The sequence below is a fragment of the Aquimarina ulvae genome (assembly GCF_053613295.3).
On sequence record NZ_JBSIBP030000016.1, the window covers coordinates 36,403 to 58,086 of the forward strand.

Genomic DNA, 21,684 nt, shown 5'->3' on the forward strand with positions numbered 1-21,684 from the left:
GTTAATTATCCAAAGGTTAAACAAATATTTATTTTGTGTTTAGCGCAATAATTTATTCAGCACTCCTAATGCACCCCTGATAAAAGTAGCGCTTGTGAGTACCTTTACAATAGCTTTTTCTGTAGTGCTGGATTTTCTACTTCCGGAACGGGAACTTGAAGATTTTCGATTCAATCGTTCTCGTTCCTTTTTTGCAGCTGCTTTGGCTTCTTGAGCCTCAGCTTTTTCAATTTTTTCGTTTAGGATTTCATAGGCACTTTCTCTGTCAATATCTTCATTATACTTTTTTGAAAGTGTAGATTTCTTTAACAAATTATTTAATTCATTATCCGAAAGAATATCCATTCTGCTCATTGGTGCTCTTAACATGGTTGCTGCTAGTGGGGTAGGTCTACCTTTTTCGTCGAGAGCAGATACTAAAGCTTCTCCAATTCCTAACGATGTTAATACTTCTTTAGTATCATAGTACTCAGAAATTGGATAATTTTCTGCTGTAAGTTTTATTGCTTTTCGATCTTTTGCAGTAAAAGCACGGAGTGCGTGTTGAACTTTTAAGCCTAATTGGCCAAGTACACCATCAGGTACATCAGTAGGGTTTTGAGTTACAAAATACAATCCAACACCTTTAGAACGTATAAGTTTTACAATACTTTCTATTTGATCCATTAGTGCATTGGATGCTTGTTTAAAGATCAAATGAGCTTCGTCTAAGAAAATAATCAATTCGGGCCTCCCACTATCTCCTTGCTCAGGAAATGTACTATAAACCTCCGCAAGTAGACTAAGCATAAAGGTAGAAAATAATTTTGGTTTGTCCTGAATATCCGTTAATCGTATGATGTTTATAAATCCTCTTCCATCATCATCTACTCTGCATAAATCCTGAACATCAAACGATCTTTCTCCAAAAAATAAATCAGCATCTTGCTGTTCCAGCGCTACTATTTTGCGTAGAATAGCACCTGTAGAAGCGGTAGAAATCCTACCATAATCCTTCTCTAATTCTTCTTTCCCTTCTCGAGTGGCAAACTGTAATACCTTTTTGAGATCTTTTAAGTCTAATAAAGGAAGTTTATTGTCATCACAGTATTTGAAAATAATAGCAATGATACCGGCTTGTGTCTCTGTTACATCTAGTATTCTGGAAAATAAAACCGGGCCAAACTCACTTACAGTTGCTTTAAGCCGAACTCCATCCTGTTCTGATAAAGAAAGAATTTCTACAGGAAACTCTTTCGCCTCAAAAGGGATGCCTATTTTCTCATGTCTTTCATCAATCTTAGGATGACCTGGACTTGCAGCTGCTAAGCCACTAAGATCTCCTTTAATATCCATAAGAAGTACTGGTATTCCTTGATCGCTTAGGTTTTCTGCCAGAATTTGCAGTGTTTTGGTTTTACCTGTTCCAGTGGCACCAGCGATAAGACCGTGTCTATTTAATGTTTTTAATGGAATCTTTACGTGTGCATTTGTAACTGTTTCTCCATTATGCATTGCCGCCCCCAAGGTAAGAAAATCACCCTTGGTCGTATATCCTTTATGTATATGATCAAAGAATTCCTGATTACTACTCATAGTTCATGTAAATTTTGATAAAAATAGCAATCTTACCTATTCTATCGAAATGAATGTGATTTTGTTTTATGGTAAATTTATAATTTTTAAGTCAATAAGATGATCTACAAAATATAGTTTACTTTTATAAATCAAACATCGTAATTCTTTATTATAATGAAATTTTTTTTATTTATTCTAGTAACCTTTTTATTACTGGGCTGTTCGAACACCTCCGAATCAAGTACGTCGGTTATTTTTCACAAAACTCATGAGCTTAAAAAGGCAAATGCTCCATTTTCTGATATGGTTCAGGTAGGGGATTTATATTTTCTTTCTGGTCAGATTGGAATGGACCATAAGAGTCGTACTTTGATGACTGGTGGAATAAAAAAAGAGACAGCGCAGGCAATAGAGAATATTAAGGCGGTATTGCAACAGCACGATATGGATCTGAATAATGTGGTAAAATGCACCGTTATATTAGCAGATATTAATGAGTTTTCTTCGTTTAACGAAGTGTATAAGACTTACTTTCCTCAAAAGCCAGCAAGAACTACCTTTGCAGCCAAAGGTTTAGCAGTAGGAGCAAAAATTGAAATAGAGTGTGTCGCTGTAAAATCTGAATAAGATGTAATTGAGATTTTGCCAAAAAGAAAATTGTTTAGAGAAACTTCAGAGCGATTCATCATACCTTAAGATTTGTATTTCGTAATGTATCATTCGTAATTAATTATCTACCTTTGCAGCCTTATGCAAGAAAGTACAGAAAGATTAGTGAATGAAGGTAAGTTGCTTCCGCTTATGGAGGAGTTTTATACCATACAAGGAGAAGGGTATCACAAAGGTACTGCGGCTTATTTTATTAGAATCGGGGGATGTGATGTAGGGTGTCACTGGTGTGATGTTAAAGAAAGCTGGAATGCAGATATACACCCGCCAACAGCCACAGATATTATTATTAAAAATGCCATAAAGTATAGTGATGTTGTCGTTGTGACAGGAGGAGAACCACTAACCTGGGATATGACAGCACTTACCGAAGGATTAAAAAGTCAGGGTGCTAAAACTCATATAGAGACTTCTGGAGCTTATCCGCTTACAGGGCAATGGGATTGGATTTGCCTTTCACCCAAAAAAATAAAACTTCCGAAGAAAGAAATTTATAGTAAAGCCCACGAATTAAAATGTATTGTCTATAACAAAAGTGATTTCGATTTTGCAGAGCAACAGGCCGCTCAGGTTTCAAAAAATTGTGTACTATATTTACAACCAGAGTGGAGTGTGAGAGATAAAGTAGTTCCTCTAATAGTAGACTACGTAATGGAGAACCCTAAGTGGAAAGTGTCATTACAAACACATAAGTACCTGAATATTCCATAAATAACATATCTGAGTTACGGTTTTTGACGTTTTTTGGAAGATTAAGATATTTTGATATATAAATTTGAGGTTTACCCGTAAATATATAAGAATATTCCCCTTTGTGAAAATGTAATTTCGTAAGAAAAAACTTTCTATTCTCAAAATATAATCGCCTTAACTCATGTTTTTTGACTTATAAAATAATAATTTTAACTAATAATTAGATGATAGTTTGTTGTTTTTTTGATTTTACTGATAGTAGTTGTTAATTTTATATAAGTAATTTAAAAACAATATTTTATGAAAAACTTATACTCTATTTTTGGTCTTAATTTTAAAGTTTTGATGAACTTTATGAAAGATCTTCCTGGTGCATCGCGATACGCAATGCGTAGATAACATAACATCTCACATTTTTGATTTAAATTATAAGTAAAAGATTACATCTGTCTGTAGTCTTTTACTTATTTAAGACGCTTTTGTTATTTAAAAGATAACAACTATAGATAGTTTATGTCAGTGTACTAGACGAAACCGGTACATACTTTTTACAAATTACTTAGAGTTAATAAAACAGCTACATGTATCGAAATTGAAAATTGTAAGTAGTTGGTTTTTATAATATTATAGTTTATTAGGAAATTTTTAAACGGAAAAATCGATTCATTGACCTCCATCAAATGGTCAAGAGTTTACGCATCCACAAAATAAGGGGGATAAGCCCCTGAAAAACAGTTTTTTTTTGTAAGTTAATTCTTGGGTGTTGTAATGTTAATGAAGTTTTTTTGATCTTTTAACGGTAGTAAATGGTTTTATGTCTAAAATTTAATTTTCTTCATGTTAAAATTTTTACATAATACAGTTTGAGGTTTATATTTGCATAACAAATTAAAAATCAAACTATTATGAAGTTTTTTTACGGTATAATTACAATTGACATAAAAGGATTGAAAAGTTTTCTAAGAACATTGCCTTCTGCTTGTAGTAATGCAATCCATAGGTAATACAATTTTACATTGGGTAATAAATGCGACTATTTATAACTGTAGGAAATGGATTAATAATCTGATACATTTTCTTTGTAATTCAATAGGATATGTAGGAATGTATTTTACTAGTATAAATTAAATTCAAGTAGTTGATCGATAAATTTTACTTTATATCTAAAAGTTCTTACATTTTTTGTTAAAACTGTTGATTAGTAGACTTTTAGGTATTATCTTAGGAATAAATAAATTGGAAATATTATGGGGCTATTTTACACTAAATTCAGATTAACTTTTAGGATTGTCATGGACTTTCTTAAAGAACTTCCGGGAGCGTCAAGTCACGCTATCCATAGATAGTAATTGTTTCAGTGAGATAATTACTTATACCTTTCGGTTAAAAGGTAAATTTGAAGAAAATAAAATAAAAAGCGATGTTATTTAAATAACATCGCTTTTTATTTTATGACATTCCCTTCTACATATAAAAAGGGACTTCTACTCTGGTAGTCTCCCATCCTAATACCATATGATAGCCTTTGTCTACTTTTTTGAAAGCAATAGAGAATGCTTCTAATTCATCTCCTTTTTCTGCTGGTACTTTTATTTTTGCTACATCATTTTTTTCATTATACGAATAAGCTCCCCAAACATCAAGATCAGAACTTAGTATTATAGTCCATTCTTTTTCACCAGGTATTGTAAATAAAGAGTATGTTCCAGCTTTTACACTTTGATCACCTAATTTCATGTCCTTAAAAAGTTTAATTTCTGTAGCTTCATCGGCTCCAGTTCTCCAAACTTTACCATAAGCTACTTTATCTCCAAGCATCGTTCTTCCTTTTTTCTGTGGTCTGCTATAGATTACCTTAATATCCGGTTTTGCGTTTCTATCTGTTCTTGCATAAGAAATATCGGTTGGACTTTTTTGTAGTCCTGCAAATTTTTGAGCATTAATAGTGCTGATTGTTCCTAAAAACATAACAACAGCAAAGAAGAGTGATTTTTTCATAATTCGTGATTTTATTTTTTTAATTGTCGTAAAGATATGTAGGAACATACATGGGAAATGTTAATCCTCTCATTAAATTCTGTTAAAAGGCTTATATGACAACTTGATACTTTCATGTAATTTTTTAATATAAAAAATTTAATTCAGTAAGAAAATATGTGGTTATTGTTTTTTATTGTAATCAATAATAGGTTTAATGTTTAAATAATGTAATCATAATACCATCTTTGACTTCTCAATTAATAGAAAAAGAAGAATATGTGTGGAATAGTTTGCGCTTTTGAATTAAAAGAAAAAGCAGAGGTCTTAAGACCACAGTTACTAGAAATGTCAAAAAAACTTAGACATAGAGGTCCGGATTGGAGTGGGATTTATTCAGATGAAAAAGCAATTTTAGCTCACGAACGATTAGCTATTGTGGATCCCGTATCAGGAAAACAGCCTTTGTTAAGCGAAGATAAAAAATTGGTGTTAGCTGCTAATGGCGAAATTTATAACCATGCTGAAATCCGTAAACAGTTTGAAGGTACTTATAATTTTCAAACAGAATCGGATTGTGAAGTTATCTTGGCTTTATATCAGGAAAGAGGAGCAGATTTTTTAGATGATCTTAATGGAATTTTTGCTTTTGCGTTATATGATGTGGAAAAAGATGTATATCTAATTGCAAGAGATCATATGGGGATTATTCCTTTATATATGGGTTGGGATCAGAATGGAACCTTTTATGTGGCTTCAGAATTAAAGGCCTTAGAAGGTGTTTGTTCTAAAATAGAATTGTTTCCCCCAGGACATTATTTAGATAGTAAGAAAGGTGAGTTAACACGATGGTACGTTAGAGATTGGTCAGATTTTGATGCAGTAAAAAACAATCAAACAAGTATTGATGAAGTGCGTCAGGCATTAGAAGATGCGGTACACAGACAACTAATGTCTGATGTTCCGTACGGTGTATTACTGTCTGGGGGTTTAGATTCATCAGTGACTTCTGCGATAGCAAAAAAATACTCAGAGAAAAGAATAGAATCCGGAGATACAAAAGAAGCTTGGTGGCCTCAATTACATTCCTTTTCTGTCGGTTTAGAAGGTTCGCCTGATTTAGCTGCAGCACAAAAAGTAGCAGACCACATAGGTACAATACATCATGAGATTAAGTTTACTATACAAGAAGGTTTGGATGCGATAAAAGATGTTGTATACAATTTAGAGACATATGATATAACTACCATTAGGGCTTCCACACCTATGTATTTAATGGCAAGAGTTATTAAATCTATGGGAGTAAAAATGGTGCTTTCTGGAGAAGGAGCAGATGAGATATTTGGAGGATACCTGTATTTCCATAAAGCACCAAATGCGCAAGAGTTTCATGAAGAAACAGTACGTAAGTTAGATAAGTTACATATGTATGATTGTCTTCGGGCTAACAAGTCATTAGCAGCTTGGGGAATTGAAGGAAGAGTGCCTTTTCTTGATAAAGAGTTTATGGATGTAGCAATGCGTATCAACCCACAGGATAAGATGATAAATGGAGAGAGAATGGAGAAGTGGGTAATTCGAAAAGCTTTTGAGTCTTACTTGCCAGAAAGTGTAGTTTGGAGGCAAAAAGAACAGTTTTCAGATGGTGTTGGGTATAGCTGGATAGACACACTTAAAAGAGTTGTAGAGACAGAGGTGACGGATGACCAAATGGCAAATGCACATTTTAGATTCCCAATACAAACACCACAAAACAAAGAAGAGTTTTATTACAGATCTATATTCGAAGGACATTTCCCTAGTGATGCTGCTGCTTTAAGTGTGCCACAAGAGCCTTCGGTGGCTTGTAGTACAAAAATAGCATTAGAATGGGACGAGGCTTTCAAAAACATGAACGATCCAAGTGGACGGGCAGTTGCCAATGTCCATGATGATGCATATTTACTAAATGAAATAGTACAATAGAATATCAAAGAATTTAAAAGTTTCAGCTTGAGTCGCTGAAAGTTGAGTTAATTGAGATGTAAAACCCCGGGAATTTGATTCCCGGGGTTTTTGTTTTAGCGGTATTGAGATGATATGGGTTTGGTTAGTTATCTTGGCATCTTCCTTGATTAGACCATCCACCGCTTGTTAATTTTTTATATAAATAACCATTGTAAGTTACCAGATCTCCTGTACTATAGTTTCTATTTCCGCTGTAGGCTTCTACACCATCACAAATATCTGAGGCTTGAGTATCACCACATTCTCCTAATCGATTCCATCGGTAATAGTCTCTTTCATATAAAGAGCCCTGATAGGTAACTCTATCTCCTACACGATACTGGATGTTTCCGGACCACTCGTCTACTCCATCACATATGTCGTTTCCGTCACCGTCACCGTCACCATCACCATCACCATCACCAGCTGGATAGGTCTGATTTGTTCCTGCAATATCGCCAGCAGATAATTCTGGCCTTCTTCTTGGGTGAGTAGTTCCATCTAATTGGACTATTGTAGGTTGTCCATTCTTACTGAAGGTGTAAGCTCCATACATCATGGTAGATTTGATATCAAATTCCCCAATATTTACTGAATTATCATTTTTCCTAAACTGACTTGCAGCACCATCTTGTATGTTGTCGAAAAGAATCCTTACATGGTTATCTCGGTCAGAACGAGTCTGCTCGTGGATATAACCAAGTGTATGGCCTATCTCGTGAATCATAACCACCTCACTGGTTTTAACTCCCATATTAATTCGACCGCGAGTACCATTAACACCTAAATTAGCACTTGCGCAATTACAATTGTTTCCGTTATTTGTTATGGTAACATAATAATTCTCATTCGTTCTTTCTTTGAACTTAATATTCGTTTTGGTAGTCCATTCCTGCATAGAATTTAACGAGACTTGTATTTGGTTGTTACTAAGGTTGTTATCAAATACGTAAATAATCGTGTTATTTGGCCATTTTTGAACACCTCTGTAAAAACCTAATCTTTCATCAAGTTCTTCATTTGGTTCCGGATTAGCATTATATCCGATTCTTTGATCAGTTAACTGTCTCGACTCATAGATAATATCACCTCCTAAATAAGTGCCATCTCCTAAGTCTTTTACAAGTACGATGTCATCGTTAAAGAATTTTTTAATTAATTCAGTTTCTTGATTTCCAGTTGCTTCTTCAAAACTTTCATTTGTACAAGAACTCGCTAAAATTCCTAAGCAGATAACGGCTGCCTTACCAAGATTCATTAAATTGTTAGTTTTCATTTGAAAATAAATTAGTTGATTGTGTGATTTTTTTTCAGCATTGAATGCTTTGCTTTTTAACGCAAAGAATCTGTATTATTATAATTGAAGCACTAAAATTAACTGGCTTCTATTATTCGTAAGCGTTGATTGAGAAAACGTATGTGCTAAACAGTGGATTTATACATTTTATAGGTAGTTGAGTTTTTTATTCATAAAGTTGTTAAAGGTATTTGAATGAAAATCCTCAATTTTAGGTAAAGTACTTTTGTTTTAATACGTTTATTCACAAAATGTTAAGGGAGCTTCTCTCGAATAGAGCAATTATTAAAATAGTCTTAAATTAGATTTAAGACTATTTTTATCGCTTTTAAGAGCTTTTTTTCTTTTTCTGGTGTTATTCTTAACTAATTGTTGATAACTCTTTAAATCATATCTTATAAAACACTTTGAACACTTCACTCTTTTTTTATCTTTGTTTGTTGACCAAAAATTGTAATTAATTAAAGCTGATTTATGAGCGAAGAAGCAAAGAAAAATAATTATTCTGCCGATAGTATTCAGGCATTAGAGGGAATGGAGCATGTGCGCATGCGTCCATCAATGTATATTGGAGATGTAGGAACTAGAGGTTTGCATCATTTGGTATATGAAGTTGTGGATAATTCTATCGATGAAGCACTTGCTGGTCATTGTGATGCTATCGATGTTACAATAAACGAAGATAATTCTATCACTACCAGAGATAATGGTCGTGGTATTCCTGTTGGGATTCACAAGAAAGAGGGAGTTTCGGCGCTAGAAGTCGTAATGACCAAAATTGGAGCTGGAGGTAAATTCGATAAAGATTCTTATAAAGTATCAGGTGGTTTGCACGGTGTAGGGGTTTCTTGTGTAAACGCACTTTCTGATCACTTACATGCTATTGTGCATAAGGATGGAAAAGTTTGGGAGCAGGAATATGAAAAAGGAAAACCATTGTACCCTGTAAAATCAACTGGTGATACTGATTTTAATGGTACAGTTGTTACTTTTAGACCAGATCCTACCATTTTTCAGCAGACATTAGAATATAACTATGATACGTTGGCAAGCCGTATGCGTGAGTTATCCTACCTTAATAAAGGTATCACAATTATCTTAACTGATAAGCGTCATACGGATGATGAAGGTAATTTTGTAGCAGAAACATTTCATTCTGAAGAAGGACTAAAAGAATTTATAAAATTCTTGGACACTAGTCGTAATGCAATTATTGGAGATGTAATTTCTATGGAAGGAGAGAAAAATGATATCCCTGTAGAAGTTGCTATGATTTATAATGATTCATACGCAGAGAATTTACATTCTTATGTAAATAACATTAATACACATGAAGGAGGAACACATCTTTCTGGATTTAGAAGAGGGCTTACATCAACATTAAAGAAGTATGCAGATGCTTCAGGAATGTTGGATAAGTTGAAGTTTGAAGTAGCAGGTGATGATTTTAGAGAAGGATTAACTGCTATTGTTTCGGTTAAAGTGGCAGAACCTCAATTTGAAGGACAGACAAAAACTAAATTAGGAAACAGAGAAGTAACATCTGCAGTTTCTCAGGCAGTTTCAGAAATGTTGGAAAACTATCTTGAAGAAAATCCTAATGACGCCAAAATCATAGTGCAGAAAGTGATTCTTGCTGCACAAGCACGACACGCGGCCAAGAAAGCCCGTGAAATGGTGCAACGTAAAACCGTAATGAGCATCGGAGGACTTCCTGGTAAATTATCAGATTGCTCTGAGCAAGACCCAGCTTTATGTGAAGTGTTTCTGGTAGAGGGTGACTCTGCAGGAGGAACAGCTAAACAAGGTCGTGATCGAATGTTTCAGGCTATTTTACCATTACGAGGTAAAATTCTGAATGTTGAAAAAGCAATGCACCACAAGGTTTTTGAGAACGAAGAAATCAAAAATATTTTTACAGCTCTTGGAGTTACTATTGGTACAGAAGAAGATAGTAAAGCTTTAAACCTTTCTAAATTGCGTTACCATAAAATAGTAATTATGTGTGATGCAGATGTGGATGGTAGCCATATTTCTACCTTAATCCTAACGTTCTTCTTCCGTTATATGAAAGAGTTGATAGAAGCAGGTCATATTTATATCGCTGCTCCACCATTATACTTAGTTAAAAAAGGAGCAAAGAAACGATATGCCTGGAATGATGATCAACGGGATATAATCGTTAAGGAATTTGGAGAAAACTCGAAAATACAACGATATAAGGGTCTTGGAGAGATGAATGCTGAACAATTGTGGGATACCACAATGAACCCAGAATTCAGGACGATGCGTCAGGTAACTATTGATAATTTAACAGAAGCTGATAGAATTTTCTCAATGCTGATGGGAGATGAGGTGCCACCTCGTAGAGAGTTTATTGAGAAAAATGCTGTATATGCAAATATTGATGTTTAATATCAGCATTGCTAAATAATTTAGAATGAAATCCGTTGTACGATGTATAACGGATTTTTTTATATATTGTTCCGCCTTTAAATCCTGAATCTCATGGAATACGCGTGTAAAGAATTTTGAAGCCTTATTAATATTTAAGAACGCGAATTCCTTTAATCTGCCAATAATGGCAGGTTTGATTATTGAAAAATGAAGCATACAGATGAAAAAAAATATCCTACTTATAATGATACTATTATTTAAAGTGTCATATGCTCAAACCAATGTAGATCAATTGTTAGAATTAGGTATAGAAAATGCAGAGCGTTTTAGTACTGATTATTTTGCTCCTGCGGGAGAAGCATTGGTAAATAGCATGTCTAATGGTTGGTATAAAACTGCTTCAGTAAAAAAAACGTGGCGGTTTGAAGTTGGTTTTGTTGGAAACTTATCCTTTGTAAGAGAAGAAAAACAATCATTTATTTTGAATACAGCAGAGTATGATGGTGTTGAATTTAGAGAAGGGCCATCAAGTCAACTTGTGGCTAATGCATTTGGTGGAGATAGAGGGGATATTGTGGTGGTGTTAAACCAAGGTCAACTGGCTCAGGTGGAAGTTACGTTGCCTGATGGGATAGGCAATAAGGAAGTAAATATTGCACCCACCGGATTTCTTCAGGGATCTATGGGGATATCCAGAAGCACAGAAATTAAAGCAAGGTTTTTACCAAAAATAGCCATCAGAGAAAATACAGAAGTTTTCCTATACGGATTGGCATTACAACACGAACTAACGGATTGGATTTTTTCCTGGAAAAGGCTTCCTTTTAGAGTTTCTGGATTAATAGGATATACTAATGTACAAGGATTTTATGATTTTACCGCAGATAGTGAGATCGATGGAGCAGATCAGGAAATCCGGTTAAAATCAAATTCCTGGTTGGTTAGTGGTATTATTTCTACAAAGCTTTCAAAGCTCAATTTTTATGGAGGATTAGGTTATTATGCCGGGAATAGTACAGCAGATGTATTAGGTACCTATGAAGTAGAAAATGGTCCATTAGCTTCACAAACGGTAGAAGACCCGATTTCAGTAGATAATAAAACCTCAGGTCTCAAATCAACTATTGGAGCCAATGTTACATTAGGATTCTTTAGAGCGAATATAGATTATACACTTCAGAACTATCAAAATCTATCTATTGGATTAAATTTTGGTTGGTAATTTAACTAAGAATTCACAGACAAAATCGTTAAAGAATTTGTATTTTCGCGCTATTATTGAAGATATTCAATAAGTCAAGATAATATTAATCAAAATTAGATATAGATAATGAAAGTTACAGTAGTAGGTGCTGGTGCAGTAGGTGCGAGTTGCGCCGAATACATCGCCATAAAGGATTTTGCTTCAGAAGTAGTATTGTTAGATATCAAAGAGGGATATGCAGAAGGGAAAGCAATGGACTTGATGCAAACAGCTTCTTTAAACGCGTTTGATACTAAAATAACAGGAACAACTAATGATTACTCTAAAACTGCAGGAAGTGATATTGCTGTAATTACATCAGGTATTCCTCGTAAACCAGGAATGACTCGTGAAGAATTGATAGGTATCAACGCAGGGATTGTAAAAACAGTTTCTTCTAATTTGATTAAACATTCTCCAAATGCCATTATTATAGTGGTTAGTAATCCTATGGATACGATGACATATCTTGTCCATAAAACAACGGATCTTCCTAAAAATAGAATCATCGGTATGGGCGGTGCATTGGATAGTGCACGTTTTAAATACAGACTTGCTGAAGCGTTAGAAGCTCCGATTTCTGATGTGGATGGTATGGTGATTGGAGGACACAGTGATAAAGGAATGGTGCCATTAACTAGATTGGCAACCAGAAATAGTGTGCCGGTCTCAGAATTTATTTCTGAGGAACGTTTAGAACAGGTTGCTGCTGATACTAAAGTAGGTGGAGCTACACTTACTGGTCTGTTAGGGACTTCTGCTTGGTATGCACCAGGAGCTGCAGTTTCTGGATTGGTTCAGGCGATTGCTTGCGATCAGAAAAAGATATTTCCGTGTTCTACATTACTAGAGGGAGAGTACGGCTTAAATGATCTATGTATTGGAGCACCTGTTGTACTGGGTAGAAATGGTATTGAAAAGATTGTAGAAATTGAGCTTAGTGATGCTGAAAAATCAAAATTGGCCGAAAGCGCAGAAGGTGTTAAGAAAACAAATGGACTATTAGAATTGTAATTCATTCTAATTAATTAGAATATATCAAAAGAGCTGCCTTTTAAAAGGCAGCTCTTTGTTTTTAAGGAACTTTCAATAGTTAAAATAAAATAAAAATTAAACTGCTGAGTTTATCAGTATGTCTAAAAAGATATTTATTTGAAGACTTTAGAAATGAAGTTTTAATTTTTCTATATTTGCGGCATGAAGAAAGAATGGTACTTCAAGATTCTAATTAGTGTTTTTGCATTGCTCATAATAATGCAGCAGCAAACTGTGGTGCCTAATCAAGAAATAGTTCTGGAGTTTACAGATGTCAGTGTAACTCCTTTAGAGGCCCAAAATGCAATCACCGTTGTAAAAAAACAACTGGAGTCCATTGGGGTTAAGAATACTCGGATATCAAAAGAACTCTATAATGGCAAACTAACAATAGCTTATTATAGTGACGCCGATATAGAGAGTATAAAGAAAATACTTTCTGTAGAGCATCAAATAGTGCTAGATCACGTTTTATTTGATCAGCAGGATACAGATAAAAAATCACCTCTTGATAGCGATTCTTCGCATTACAATGTAGACGTTTATAAAATCCAGAAACATACTGATACAGATGCTGACTTTAATGGAATTTATGTTTTAGAAATAAAACAAAAGCAGGATAGAGCTTCAGGTTTTTATGGATATAGTTCTATAACAGTTAATACTAATCATTTAGATAGCTTAACGAAGCTATCCCAAAAAGTTAATGGAGCAATAGCAATTGCCATTGACAATACTTCCTATAAAATTCCAGAGGTGAGAGCTGGACCAATTAGCTAACAGCAGGAATTAATTTTTTAAATTCCTCCGATGACCGATACCTTCTTAAAAGTTAAAAAACAAGTAGTGATAATAAACTATTTGGATAGCTTTGGCTTTTAGATAAATTTTATGTCAAAATTAAGGCATAATTATCCAATTTACAGAATATTATAAACTAATAATTGTTGAATCTTATATGATTTTAAAAATCGTTTATAGGTAAGATTTGACCAAAATAAATAACAATGCAAAATAAAGGACTTGTTAGAGTATTTGCGATTTTATTTGGACTGGTATGTATTTACCAATTGTCGTTTACGTACTTAACATACACAAAAGAAAAAGAAGCTGAAGCTTATGCTGAGAATAAATTTCCTGAAACTGTAGAAAATTATTCTAAGAAAAGAGAAACAGCAGAACGTGATTATCTGGATTCAATAGGTAAAGATCCAATCTTCGCAAATTTTAGCTATAATGATGCTAAAGCTAAAGAACTTAATAAAGGACTCGACCTTAAAGGAGGAATCAATGTGATACTTCAGATTTCGGTTAGGGACATATTAGAAGGATTAGCTAATAACTCTAAAAATCCTGCTTTCGTACAAGCATTAGATGCAGCAGATCAAACACAGAAAAATAGTCAGAACACCTATGTTGAAGACTTTTTTATAGAATTCGAAAAAATACCGGATGCACAGTTAGCATCTCCGGATATTTTTGCAAATAAGAACTTAAGTGATGATATCACTTTTGATATGTCGAATGATGTAGTTAAACCTGTTCTTAAAAGAAAAATCGATGAATCTGTAGTTTCTGCTTTTGAAGTATTGCGTAAGCGTATTGACAAGTTTGGGGTTACACAACCAAATATCCAACGTTTAGGAGAATCAGGACGTATTTTGGTAGAATTACCAGGTGCAAAAGATGTAGATCGTGTAAAGAAGCTTTTACAAAGTACAGCACAGTTAGAGTTTTGGGATGTTGAAAATTCTCAGGAGCTTGGACTTTTCATAAGTAGAATGAATGAAAAGCTTAAAAAAGAATTAGAAGCTAAAGAAGGTAAAGATGTAAAAGAAGAAGTTACTGAAGAAGTTGAAACTTCAGAAAAAGTACAAGATACTGCACAGGTTGATACAACAAAAACCGATGCGGATGCAGAAATCGAAAAGTTATTGGCGGATTCAGAGGATTCCACTGATGCTGAAGCACAGGTAAATCCTATCAATGATTTAATAGGTGCTCCTTCGGTTTCTGGAGCTTTAGTATCTGTGGCACTTAAAGATGTTGAACAGTTTGATGAATACCTAAACAGAAAAGATATTCGTGCATTGTTGCCACAGTCTTTACGGTACACGAAATTTGCCTGGAGCAAGCCGGAGAAAGAAGGAACGAGAGTAGATTTATATGCATTAAAAGGTAACCGAGATAATACACCAGAACTAAGTGGAGGTGTAATTACAGATGCAGCTCAGTCATATGACCAGATTAATAATGTGGTGGTTACTATGCAGATGGACGGGAAAGGTGCTAAGAAATGGGCTGAAATGACTGGTAGAGCTTCTCAAACCAGAGGTCAGATAGCCATTGTTTTAGATAATATAGTGTATTCTGCACCCGGGGTTTCTAAAGGGGCTATTACAGGAGGTAGAAGTGAAATTTCTGGAGATTTTACCGTAGAAGAAGGACAGGATTTAGCAAATGTTTTAAGAGCTGGTAAATTACCTGCTTCTGCTGATATTATTCAGAGTGAGGTAGTAGGACCATCTTTAGGACAAGAAGCAATCGATAGCGGTGTTATGTCTTTTGGGATTGCCTTAGTGTTGATTCTAATCTGGATGATTTTTTACTACGGTAAAGCAGGAGCATTTGCTGATGTTGCATTGGTAGTAAACATTTTGTTTATTTTTGGAGTGTTGGCCGGATTAAAAGCGGTACTAACTTTACCTGGTATCGCCGGTATTGTATTAACTATTGGTATGTCGGTAGATGCGAATGTACTGATCTTTGAAAGAATTAAAGAAGAATTGGCTAAAGGGAAATCTCAGGTAGATGCTATAAAAGACGGTTTCAAAAATGCATTATCATCTATATTAGATGCAAATATTACAACAGGGCTAACAGGTTTGATTCTTTTATTCTTTGGTACTGGTCCAATTAAAGGATTTGCAACTACCTTATTAATTGGTATTCTTACCTCTTTATTTACAGCAATTTTTATCACTAGATTGTTTATCGATGGATATGGTAAGAATGGTAAAGAACTAGCGTTCTCTACAGCTGCAACCAAAAACTTGTTTAAGAACGTAAATATCGATTTCTTAAGAAAAAGAAAGATTGCTTATGGTATTTCTGCAGCCATTGTATTGGCAGGTTTAGCGTCTTTATTTACACAAGGTCTAGATCAAGGTGTAGATTTTGTAGGAGGTAGAACCTATACGGTTCGTTTTGCAAAAGATGTTGTACCATCAAATGTAGAAAAGGATTTGGTAGCGGTATTTGGTAGTGCGCAAGCAAAGACTTTGGGAGCTGATAATCAATTAAAGATTACGACAAAGTATAAGGTTGATGAAACAGGAGAAGAGGTTGATTCTGAAATCTCGAATTCTTTATTTACAGCATTAAAACCTTACCTAACGGATGGAATGACGTATGAAGAATTCTCTAATGGAGATGAAGATAAGCAAGTAGGAATTATGTCTTCTATGAAAGTTGGGCCAACAATAGCAGATGATATTCAACAAGCAGCTTATATATCTGTAATCGGGTCGTTGATCGTGGTATTCTTGTATATCTTATTCCGATTTAGAAGATGGCAGTTTAGTTTAGGTGCGGTAGCGGCAGTGTTCCATGATGTATTGGTGGTATTAGGTGTATTCTCATTAACATGGAAGTTTATGCCGTTTAATATGGAAATAGATCAGGCCTTTATTGCAGCTATATTAACAGTTATCGGTTACTCACTGAATGATACAGTGGTTGTATTTGATAGAATCCGTGAGTATTTTGCAGAACATACTACCTGGCCGTTAGATAAGAATATTAACGGAGCTTTAAATAGTACCTTAAGTCGTACGTTAAATACCTCATTAACTACATTATTAGTATTGATCGCAATCTTTATTTTTGCGGAACCATTAAGAGGGTTTATGTTTTCTCTAATAATTGGTGTACTAGTGGGTACATATTCTTCATTGTTCATTGCAACTCCTGTAATGTATGATACTGTGAAGAAAGTAGGTTTAAAAGAAAAGAAAAAAATTGAAGAGTAGTATATTCTTCAAGCTTTGACAGCAAAAAACCCGTACACTTTTTAGTGTACGGGTTTTTTATTTTTCACATTCGGTTGCTTCAGTCATCAAAAGACCTATATTTTGCCATTGCAAACATATAAATACCATAACAGATAAGTCCTAAAGCAATCAGACCAAAGATCCACGGTCCGGATGTGTTCTGTTGTATAAAAGAAAATGCCTCGCTAGTTCCTTTCATTTCCTCAGAAGAAGACGAAGCATTTATTCCTCCTTTGATGAAAAAATACGCAATAATTCCAACAACGATTCCACGAGAAATTAAGCCTGCGTAGCCAATCCGTTTTAAAAACTTTTTTCTCGCTACGTTTGATATTTCAGAAATCTTAAATTTCTTAAGAAAATCACCTTTAATAGCTTTTATAAATTGATATATACTTTTGATAGCTAATGCAATCCCAATTGTTATAAAAACAAACGTAGCGAAACCCCCTAAGCTTGAAGAATTACCTCCATTACTAGATTCCTTAAAAATTTCAATAATCGAATAAATTCCCAGAGCTAAGTATACCGCACCGCTTATAAAAAAGCTAATTCTTTTTACAATTCCTTTGCCGTCAGATCCAATTCCTTCTGGATCAGAAATACTTTGCATACATCTCCAGATTGCATAGCAAATAAGACCAATCCCCAAAATTGCTAGAATTATCTTGCCAAAAGATTGCTCTTCTAAAAATTGAATTACCTGTAATTTTCCTGCTTTTTGACCTCCAAGGTTAAATGCGGTCATAAAGGCTAATATTCCGGTTATTGCATAGACTACTCCTTTTGCACCATAACCCACTCGTGCAACAGTTTTTATTTTTTGATCCATAGTATAATTTGATGTTCGGTATTCAGAAAGTTATACTTGGAAAATTAGCGATATTTTGATTATAATCTGTGCTGTAAACAAATCAAGGTTACCGCATTCGGTTTGGAAAATGTCTAAAAGATATTAGTTATGGTTTTTATTATAATATTTTAAATCATATCGCTTCTTAAAATGTCTACACTTTGGGATTTTAATTAGGCACTATTTATAAGCGGTCAAAAACCTGCAGGTTTTAAATATAGAATTTTATATTTTTTTAAAAGAAATAGAATCACCAACTTTTAGATTCCATTCATCAGACAGCCCAGCGTTTATTTCTAATATATATTTTGAAGGTTTTCCCGAGGGAAGGGAGGTCTCATCTAATGGTTTTGCATTTTTCTGAAAACTCACGATTTTAAATTGATCGTCTATGTAAATAATATCGAGTGGTATCAACGTATTTTTCATGTAAAAACTTTGAGGTCTAAAGTTTTCCTGGACGAATAACATGCCTCTTTTTTCTTCCATAGCTTTGCGGTACATCAAACCAGTCTCTCTTTCATAGTCGTTATCCGCAATTTCGATATCCAGATCAATAACGTGGCTGGGAATAGAATCTTGTAGGTTGAAAACAGAAAGTTCTCCTTCTTTAGTAAATTTTATTTCTTCGGTTACTATTTTCTTATCGGTTGCTTCTTTACAAGAGAAGATAGATATGACAGAAACAGCTATAAGGGTTGTAAAAATATTCTTTTTCATGGATATTTTTTCTATTTGTTATTTCAGTATTAATTTAAATGTATTTAGAATCGAAAAGTAGTGGTTTTATTTTTGAAACACAATAAGTAAAACTTGTAAATCATAAATTTAAAAAAGCCGTGCATCTTATTTTTGACACACGACTTTTCTTAACTAAACAGCCAAAGCTTGTTTTAATTACGATTTTGGATTACTTGATAAGCGGATTCACTATTGCAATTAAATAGGAAACTGCTCTGTAGAGTAGATATTTAATAAACGTTTATAGAAAATACCTTCTCGACCTCGCTCAAGGAGATAGAAAAAGATAATAATTCTAACTCACATCTCAATACTCATCACTCACAAACCTTAGTCATTTCCCCAGTCAATCTTTCTGGATACCATCATAACAGTACCTAGAATTATGAACAATCCGATACTTCCAACCAATAATGCATAATTCTCTAATTGTATGATAACAAAAATGAAGGTGTATAATGCGATAAGTGATGCCGCAACTAATCCCATAAATTTAAAACTTTTCAGGATTGCTTTAGAGTAAATAGAAATTAATAAGACTACGGCAATTCCTGCTACTCCATATGCGTAAAGAAAGCTAGAATGTTCGGAAATAGAAATTAGTAGCGTATAAAACATAGTAAGCGCTAATCCTATCATTAAATATTGAAACGGATGAATCTGTACCTTACTCACTGTTTGGATCAGGAAAAAAACTAAAAATGTCAGTGCTATTACTAAATATCCATACTTAGTTGCACGTTCACTTTTTTGATATTCGTCCACCGGTATTAGTAACTTTACTCCAAAAGCAGAAGAATTAATATGAGGCAGTTCTCCAAAAAATTCCTGCTCAAATTCTCTATTAATTTGTAATACCTTCCAGTTAGCTTTAAAACCACTCTCTGTAATTTCTTTTGTTTTCGTATCAGGGAGGTAGTTACCGTTAAAACTTGGAGAAGCCCAATTAGAACTCATAGCTACACTGGTTTCTCTTCCTACGGGTATAAAACGTAATTGCTCACTGCCATTTACTTTTACTTCCATTTCAAAATCAACTTGATTATCTTTAGGCAATGATATTTCCTTTAGAAATTTGGTTTCAAATCTATTTGTATTAGAGTTTTGAGTATATCTGGATTGTAATGGATAATTTTCGGTACCTATCTTTAATTCAAGGTTACTTCGGATTCCTTTAGAATTAGTGGAGTTTAAAATCACAGTTGCTTTATCCCATAAAATATCCTCGGGTTTGATGTCCTGAATTTCAAAATTCGGAGTGGTAAACGAGCCTTTGATTTTCATATCCGCAGTATATACAACGGATTCATAAATACTTCTCCCTAAGTTTTCAGACTCTACATTAGTATTGATGTCTAAAGTATTCGGAAAGAAAAAAGCTTGATGAACAGCAATTATATCCTCCTGAAGATAGGATTTGGTTTTTTCGTCCCATACTTTTTTAAGTATATGCGTTTGGTATGGAATTTTAAGGATAGGACCGTATAACAATACTTCATTTCCCCATTTTTGGTTGATCTCTCTAACGACTTCTTCCTGTCTGTAAGCACGCTCCTGAATGAGGTTTTTAATATAAGATAGTGGAATTAATAACACCAGTATGAGTATTCCAACCATAAGCATACGAACGGTAACGGACGTTTTTATCCATTGAGCAAAGGATTTTTTTTGTTTTTGATTTTCCATAGTTTCTGAAATTTATATTGATTTTTTTTATGTATTTTCTTTTTGATAGTACCGAATCAGGTGGTAGTTAATAATTAAAAATCCACCAAAACCTATGGTAAAAGCCCAGGTATTTATGTGTGCTGTGGGGGAAATGATCCGTTGAAATATATCTTCAAGAATATTCATTGGGTTTTGAAGAAGATCCCAGCTATTCCAACGTAGTATCCTTCCCAGATAAATTCCAAATCCACACGACAATAGGGTCAAGTGTATTATGAAATGGGTAATACTTTGGGAAAAATACTTTCTAAGAAGTTCTTGCATCGTTTGCAAAGAGGCAAACCCTATAATCAATCCATTAATTGCGAAAGATAGAATCAGTAGTACGTCAAACCATACAGCATGTGAATTGCTTAAACGAATGTGTTGTAAATCAGTAAGGATATAAGGAGCATTAGGCAGAAAAGCTAACCAGCAAATGCACCCCAATCCAAAAAGGAATTGATTCTGATGTATTTTCTTTACACTTAATAAAGTTGTGATTCCATATGGAATACAGGCTAAAAAAAGGTTCCAAACTAAAAACAGGAAGAAGCTGGATTCTAGCTTCATAATCCTTATACATAATAGTAGTATGCTAAATGCAACAGCGAGACTAAAACCTTTGATAAAAGGGAGTTGTTTATAAAGTAAATTCATCGTAGAATAGTATTTTGAAATGGGTTATTTATAACGATAAAAAAGTATCCGATAGCAATCGGGATATTGAGTAAGAATATTGAAACAGTGGTAAGGTTTTCTTTATTGTGATGAAGGTTTATGACCGTGTTGACCAGCAATCCAATAAATGTAATACTATTAAGAACGATCGCTATCAAAACATAAAAAAGACCTACAATTATTAGGGTGTCCCAGGCAATGATAAGATGAAGTAATAACAGTAAGGTGCCTAATAAAAAGCTACATGTAGCTATCATAAGGGCGCTTCTATTAACTCTTTGTGTTATTTGCATGTTGTAGAAATTAGAAATGTTGTTTGTATGGTATTTAAGGGTTGATCTAATAATTTTTTGAAATCCAATTGATAAAATGGATACGCCCTACGGCCTTTTTTAAAAGCAGCTCTGAACCTGTTGAACTTATCTGGGTAGAGTAACGTACCTATCATAATGACGGTATAGAGATATAAGCTCGTTTTTCCATTACCCAGAAGATAGTATTGCATTGAGATTTCGTGAGGTACCGTAATTCCTGTTTTGGTTAAGACATGGAATACGTCATGATTTTCGAGTTTGGGCTGTGGTGTAAAATTATGTTGTAATAAGAAACTACCCAGATGAAACCCTAGACTATCTTGGGGATACATCAATAGTTGTGATATAGATAAGTCCCAAGGAGTTTCTTTTTTAAACCATTTTTGATATGGAATCTTACTCCATTCATATAAAATTTCTAATAAAACAGATCTCATCTTGCTTATTTAAAAGTACTTTGAAATTCAAAGTTAATTAGTAAA

Annotated in this window: 17 protein-coding genes; 8 read left to right on the forward strand and 9 right to left on the reverse strand. The window is 34.1% G+C overall.

What is annotated here, in order from left to right:
• Nucleotides 1–39 precede the first annotated feature (39 nt).
• Nucleotides 40–1,575, reverse strand: a complete 1,536-nt coding sequence (locus tag ACWGOQ_RS22280; protein WP_452059951.1) for a helicase HerA-like domain-containing protein — start codon at nt 1,573–1,575, stop codon at nt 40–42.
• A 156-nt stretch (nt 1,576–1,731) separates the two neighbouring features.
• On the opposite strand from ACWGOQ_RS22280, the gene ACWGOQ_RS22285 reads away from it, so the two are divergent.
• Both ACWGOQ_RS22285 and ACWGOQ_RS22290 read left to right on the forward strand, forming a co-directional pair.
• Entirely contained in the window at nt 1,732–2,184 is a 453-nt protein-coding gene (locus ACWGOQ_RS22285) for a RidA family protein (protein WP_452059952.1), read from the forward strand.
• A gap of 123 nt (nt 2,185–2,307) precedes the next feature.
• The gene (locus ACWGOQ_RS22290) at nt 2,308–2,937 is read left to right on the forward strand and encodes a 7-carboxy-7-deazaguanine synthase QueE (RefSeq protein WP_452059953.1); all 630 of its coding nucleotides are present in this window, start codon (nt 2,308–2,310) and stop codon (nt 2,935–2,937) included.
• 1,446 nt (nt 2,938–4,383) lie between these two features.
• Here the strand turns inward: ACWGOQ_RS22290 and ACWGOQ_RS22295 are convergent.
• Nucleotides 4,384–4,917 carry a DUF2911 domain-containing protein gene (locus ACWGOQ_RS22295; RefSeq protein WP_452059954.1) on the reverse strand — a complete coding sequence of 178 codons (534 nt, stop codon included), beginning with the start codon at nt 4,915–4,917 and terminating at the stop codon, nt 4,384–4,386.
• A gap of 258 nt (nt 4,918–5,175) precedes the next feature.
• Between ACWGOQ_RS22295 and asnB the strand changes: the two genes are divergently transcribed.
• Nucleotides 5,176–6,861 carry an asparagine synthase B gene (gene asnB, locus ACWGOQ_RS22300; protein WP_452059955.1) on the forward strand — a complete coding sequence of 562 codons (1,686 nt, stop codon included), beginning with the start codon at nt 5,176–5,178 and terminating at the stop codon, nt 6,859–6,861.
• Nucleotides 6,862–6,985: 124 nt separating this feature from the next.
• Here asnB and ACWGOQ_RS22305 read toward each other — a convergent pair whose 3' ends face one another.
• The gene (locus tag ACWGOQ_RS22305) at nt 6,986–8,158 is read right to left on the reverse strand and encodes a M12 family metallopeptidase (RefSeq protein WP_452059956.1); all 1,173 of its coding nucleotides are present in this window, start codon (nt 8,156–8,158) and stop codon (nt 6,986–6,988) included.
• 495 nt (nt 8,159–8,653) lie between these two features.
• Between ACWGOQ_RS22305 and gyrB the strand changes: the two genes are divergently transcribed.
• The 5 genes from gyrB to secDF all read left to right on the forward strand — a co-directional run bounded on the left by gyrB (nt 8,654) and on the right by secDF (nt 16,885).
• Entirely contained in the window at nt 8,654–10,594 is a 1,941-nt protein-coding gene (gene gyrB / locus ACWGOQ_RS22310; protein WP_452059957.1) for a DNA topoisomerase (ATP-hydrolyzing) subunit B, read from the forward strand.
• 202 nt (nt 10,595–10,796) lie between these two features.
• The gene (locus tag ACWGOQ_RS22315) at nt 10,797–11,798 is read left to right on the forward strand and encodes a DUF6588 family protein (RefSeq protein ID WP_452059958.1); all 1,002 of its coding nucleotides are present in this window, start codon (nt 10,797–10,799) and stop codon (nt 11,796–11,798) included.
• 108 nt (nt 11,799–11,906) lie between these two features.
• Complete coding sequence (gene mdh, locus ACWGOQ_RS22320) at nt 11,907–12,833, forward strand: malate dehydrogenase (RefSeq protein ID WP_452059959.1); 927 nt, start codon at nt 11,907–11,909, stop codon at nt 12,831–12,833.
• A 183-nt stretch (nt 12,834–13,016) separates the two neighbouring features.
• Nucleotides 13,017–13,634 (forward strand): hypothetical protein, encoded by a 618-nt coding sequence (locus ACWGOQ_RS22325; RefSeq protein ID WP_452059960.1) that lies wholly within the window; start codon nt 13,017–13,019, stop codon nt 13,632–13,634.
• A gap of 227 nt (nt 13,635–13,861) precedes the next feature.
• Nucleotides 13,862–16,885 carry a protein translocase subunit SecDF gene (secDF, locus tag ACWGOQ_RS22330; RefSeq protein WP_452059961.1) on the forward strand — a complete coding sequence of 1,008 codons (3,024 nt, stop codon included), beginning with the start codon at nt 13,862–13,864 and terminating at the stop codon, nt 16,883–16,885.
• A gap of 79 nt (nt 16,886–16,964) precedes the next feature.
• Here the strand turns inward: secDF and ACWGOQ_RS22335 are convergent, their stop codons facing one another.
• The 6 genes from ACWGOQ_RS22335 to ACWGOQ_RS22360 form a co-directional block, all read right to left on the reverse strand.
• Nucleotides 16,965–17,738 carry a DUF1206 domain-containing protein gene (locus ACWGOQ_RS22335; protein ID WP_452059962.1) on the reverse strand — a complete coding sequence of 258 codons (774 nt, stop codon included), beginning with the start codon at nt 17,736–17,738 and terminating at the stop codon, nt 16,965–16,967.
• A gap of 246 nt (nt 17,739–17,984) precedes the next feature.
• Nucleotides 17,985–18,479: a DUF192 domain-containing protein gene (locus ACWGOQ_RS22340; RefSeq protein ID WP_452059963.1), complete on the reverse strand. Its 495-nt coding sequence runs from the start codon at nt 18,477–18,479 to the stop codon at nt 17,985–17,987.
• A gap of 351 nt (nt 18,480–18,830) precedes the next feature.
• Nucleotides 18,831–20,186, reverse strand: coding sequence for a cell envelope integrity protein CreD (creD, locus tag ACWGOQ_RS22345; protein ID WP_452059964.1), 1,356 nt, complete (start codon nt 20,184–20,186; stop codon nt 18,831–18,833).
• 27 nt (nt 20,187–20,213) lie between these two features.
• Entirely contained in the window at nt 20,214–20,867 is a 654-nt protein-coding gene (locus tag ACWGOQ_RS22350; RefSeq protein WP_452059965.1) for a DUF1361 domain-containing protein, read from the reverse strand.
• Nucleotides 20,864–21,181 carry a hypothetical protein gene (locus tag ACWGOQ_RS22355; protein WP_452059966.1) on the reverse strand — a complete coding sequence of 106 codons (318 nt, stop codon included), beginning with the start codon at nt 21,179–21,181 and terminating at the stop codon, nt 20,864–20,866. Before ACWGOQ_RS22355 ends, ACWGOQ_RS22350 begins: the two co-directional genes overlap by 4 nt.
• Complete coding sequence (locus tag ACWGOQ_RS22360) at nt 21,172–21,639, reverse strand: hypothetical protein (RefSeq protein WP_452059967.1); 468 nt, start codon at nt 21,637–21,639, stop codon at nt 21,172–21,174. The genes ACWGOQ_RS22355 and ACWGOQ_RS22360 overlap by 10 nt, the downstream gene beginning before the upstream one ends.
• Nucleotides 21,640–21,684: the final 45 nt, after the last annotated feature.

Excerpts from the sequence above, each read along its gene's own strand:
- ACWGOQ_RS22280 (WP_452059951.1), bottom strand. The coding sequence starts at position 1,575 with ATGAGTAGTAATCAGGAATTCTTTGATCATATACATAAAGGATATACG.
- ACWGOQ_RS22285 (WP_452059952.1), top strand. The coding sequence starts at position 1,732 with ATGAAATTTTTTTTATTTATTCTAGTAACCTTTTTATTACTGGGCTGT.
- ACWGOQ_RS22290 (WP_452059953.1), top strand. The coding sequence starts at position 2,308 with ATGCAAGAAAGTACAGAAAGATTAGTGAATGAAGGTAAGTTGCTTCCG.
- ACWGOQ_RS22295 (WP_452059954.1), bottom strand. The coding sequence starts at position 4,917 with ATGAAAAAATCACTCTTCTTTGCTGTTGTTATGTTTTTAGGAACAATC.
- asnB (WP_452059955.1), top strand. The coding sequence starts at position 5,176 with ATGTGTGGAATAGTTTGCGCTTTTGAATTAAAAGAAAAAGCAGAGGTC.
- ACWGOQ_RS22305 (WP_452059956.1), bottom strand. The coding sequence starts at position 8,158 with ATGAAAACTAACAATTTAATGAATCTTGGTAAGGCAGCCGTTATCTGC.
- gyrB (WP_452059957.1), top strand. The coding sequence starts at position 8,654 with ATGAGCGAAGAAGCAAAGAAAAATAATTATTCTGCCGATAGTATTCAG.
- ACWGOQ_RS22315 (WP_452059958.1), top strand. The coding sequence starts at position 10,797 with ATGAAAAAAAATATCCTACTTATAATGATACTATTATTTAAAGTGTCA.
- mdh (WP_452059959.1), top strand. The coding sequence starts at position 11,907 with ATGAAAGTTACAGTAGTAGGTGCTGGTGCAGTAGGTGCGAGTTGCGCC.
- ACWGOQ_RS22325 (WP_452059960.1), top strand. The coding sequence starts at position 13,017 with ATGAAGAAAGAATGGTACTTCAAGATTCTAATTAGTGTTTTTGCATTG.
- secDF (WP_452059961.1), top strand. The coding sequence starts at position 13,862 with ATGCAAAATAAAGGACTTGTTAGAGTATTTGCGATTTTATTTGGACTG.
- ACWGOQ_RS22335 (WP_452059962.1), bottom strand. The coding sequence starts at position 17,738 with ATGGATCAAAAAATAAAAACTGTTGCACGAGTGGGTTATGGTGCAAAA.
- ACWGOQ_RS22340 (WP_452059963.1), bottom strand. The coding sequence starts at position 18,479 with ATGAAAAAGAATATTTTTACAACCCTTATAGCTGTTTCTGTCATATCT.
- creD (WP_452059964.1), bottom strand. The coding sequence starts at position 20,186 with ATGGAAAATCAAAAACAAAAAAAATCCTTTGCTCAATGGATAAAAACG.
- ACWGOQ_RS22350 (WP_452059965.1), bottom strand. The coding sequence starts at position 20,867 with ATGAATTTACTTTATAAACAACTCCCTTTTATCAAAGGTTTTAGTCTC.
- ACWGOQ_RS22355 (WP_452059966.1), bottom strand. The coding sequence starts at position 21,181 with ATGCAAATAACACAAAGAGTTAATAGAAGCGCCCTTATGATAGCTACA.
- ACWGOQ_RS22360 (WP_452059967.1), bottom strand. The coding sequence starts at position 21,639 with ATGAGATCTGTTTTATTAGAAATTTTATATGAATGGAGTAAGATTCCA.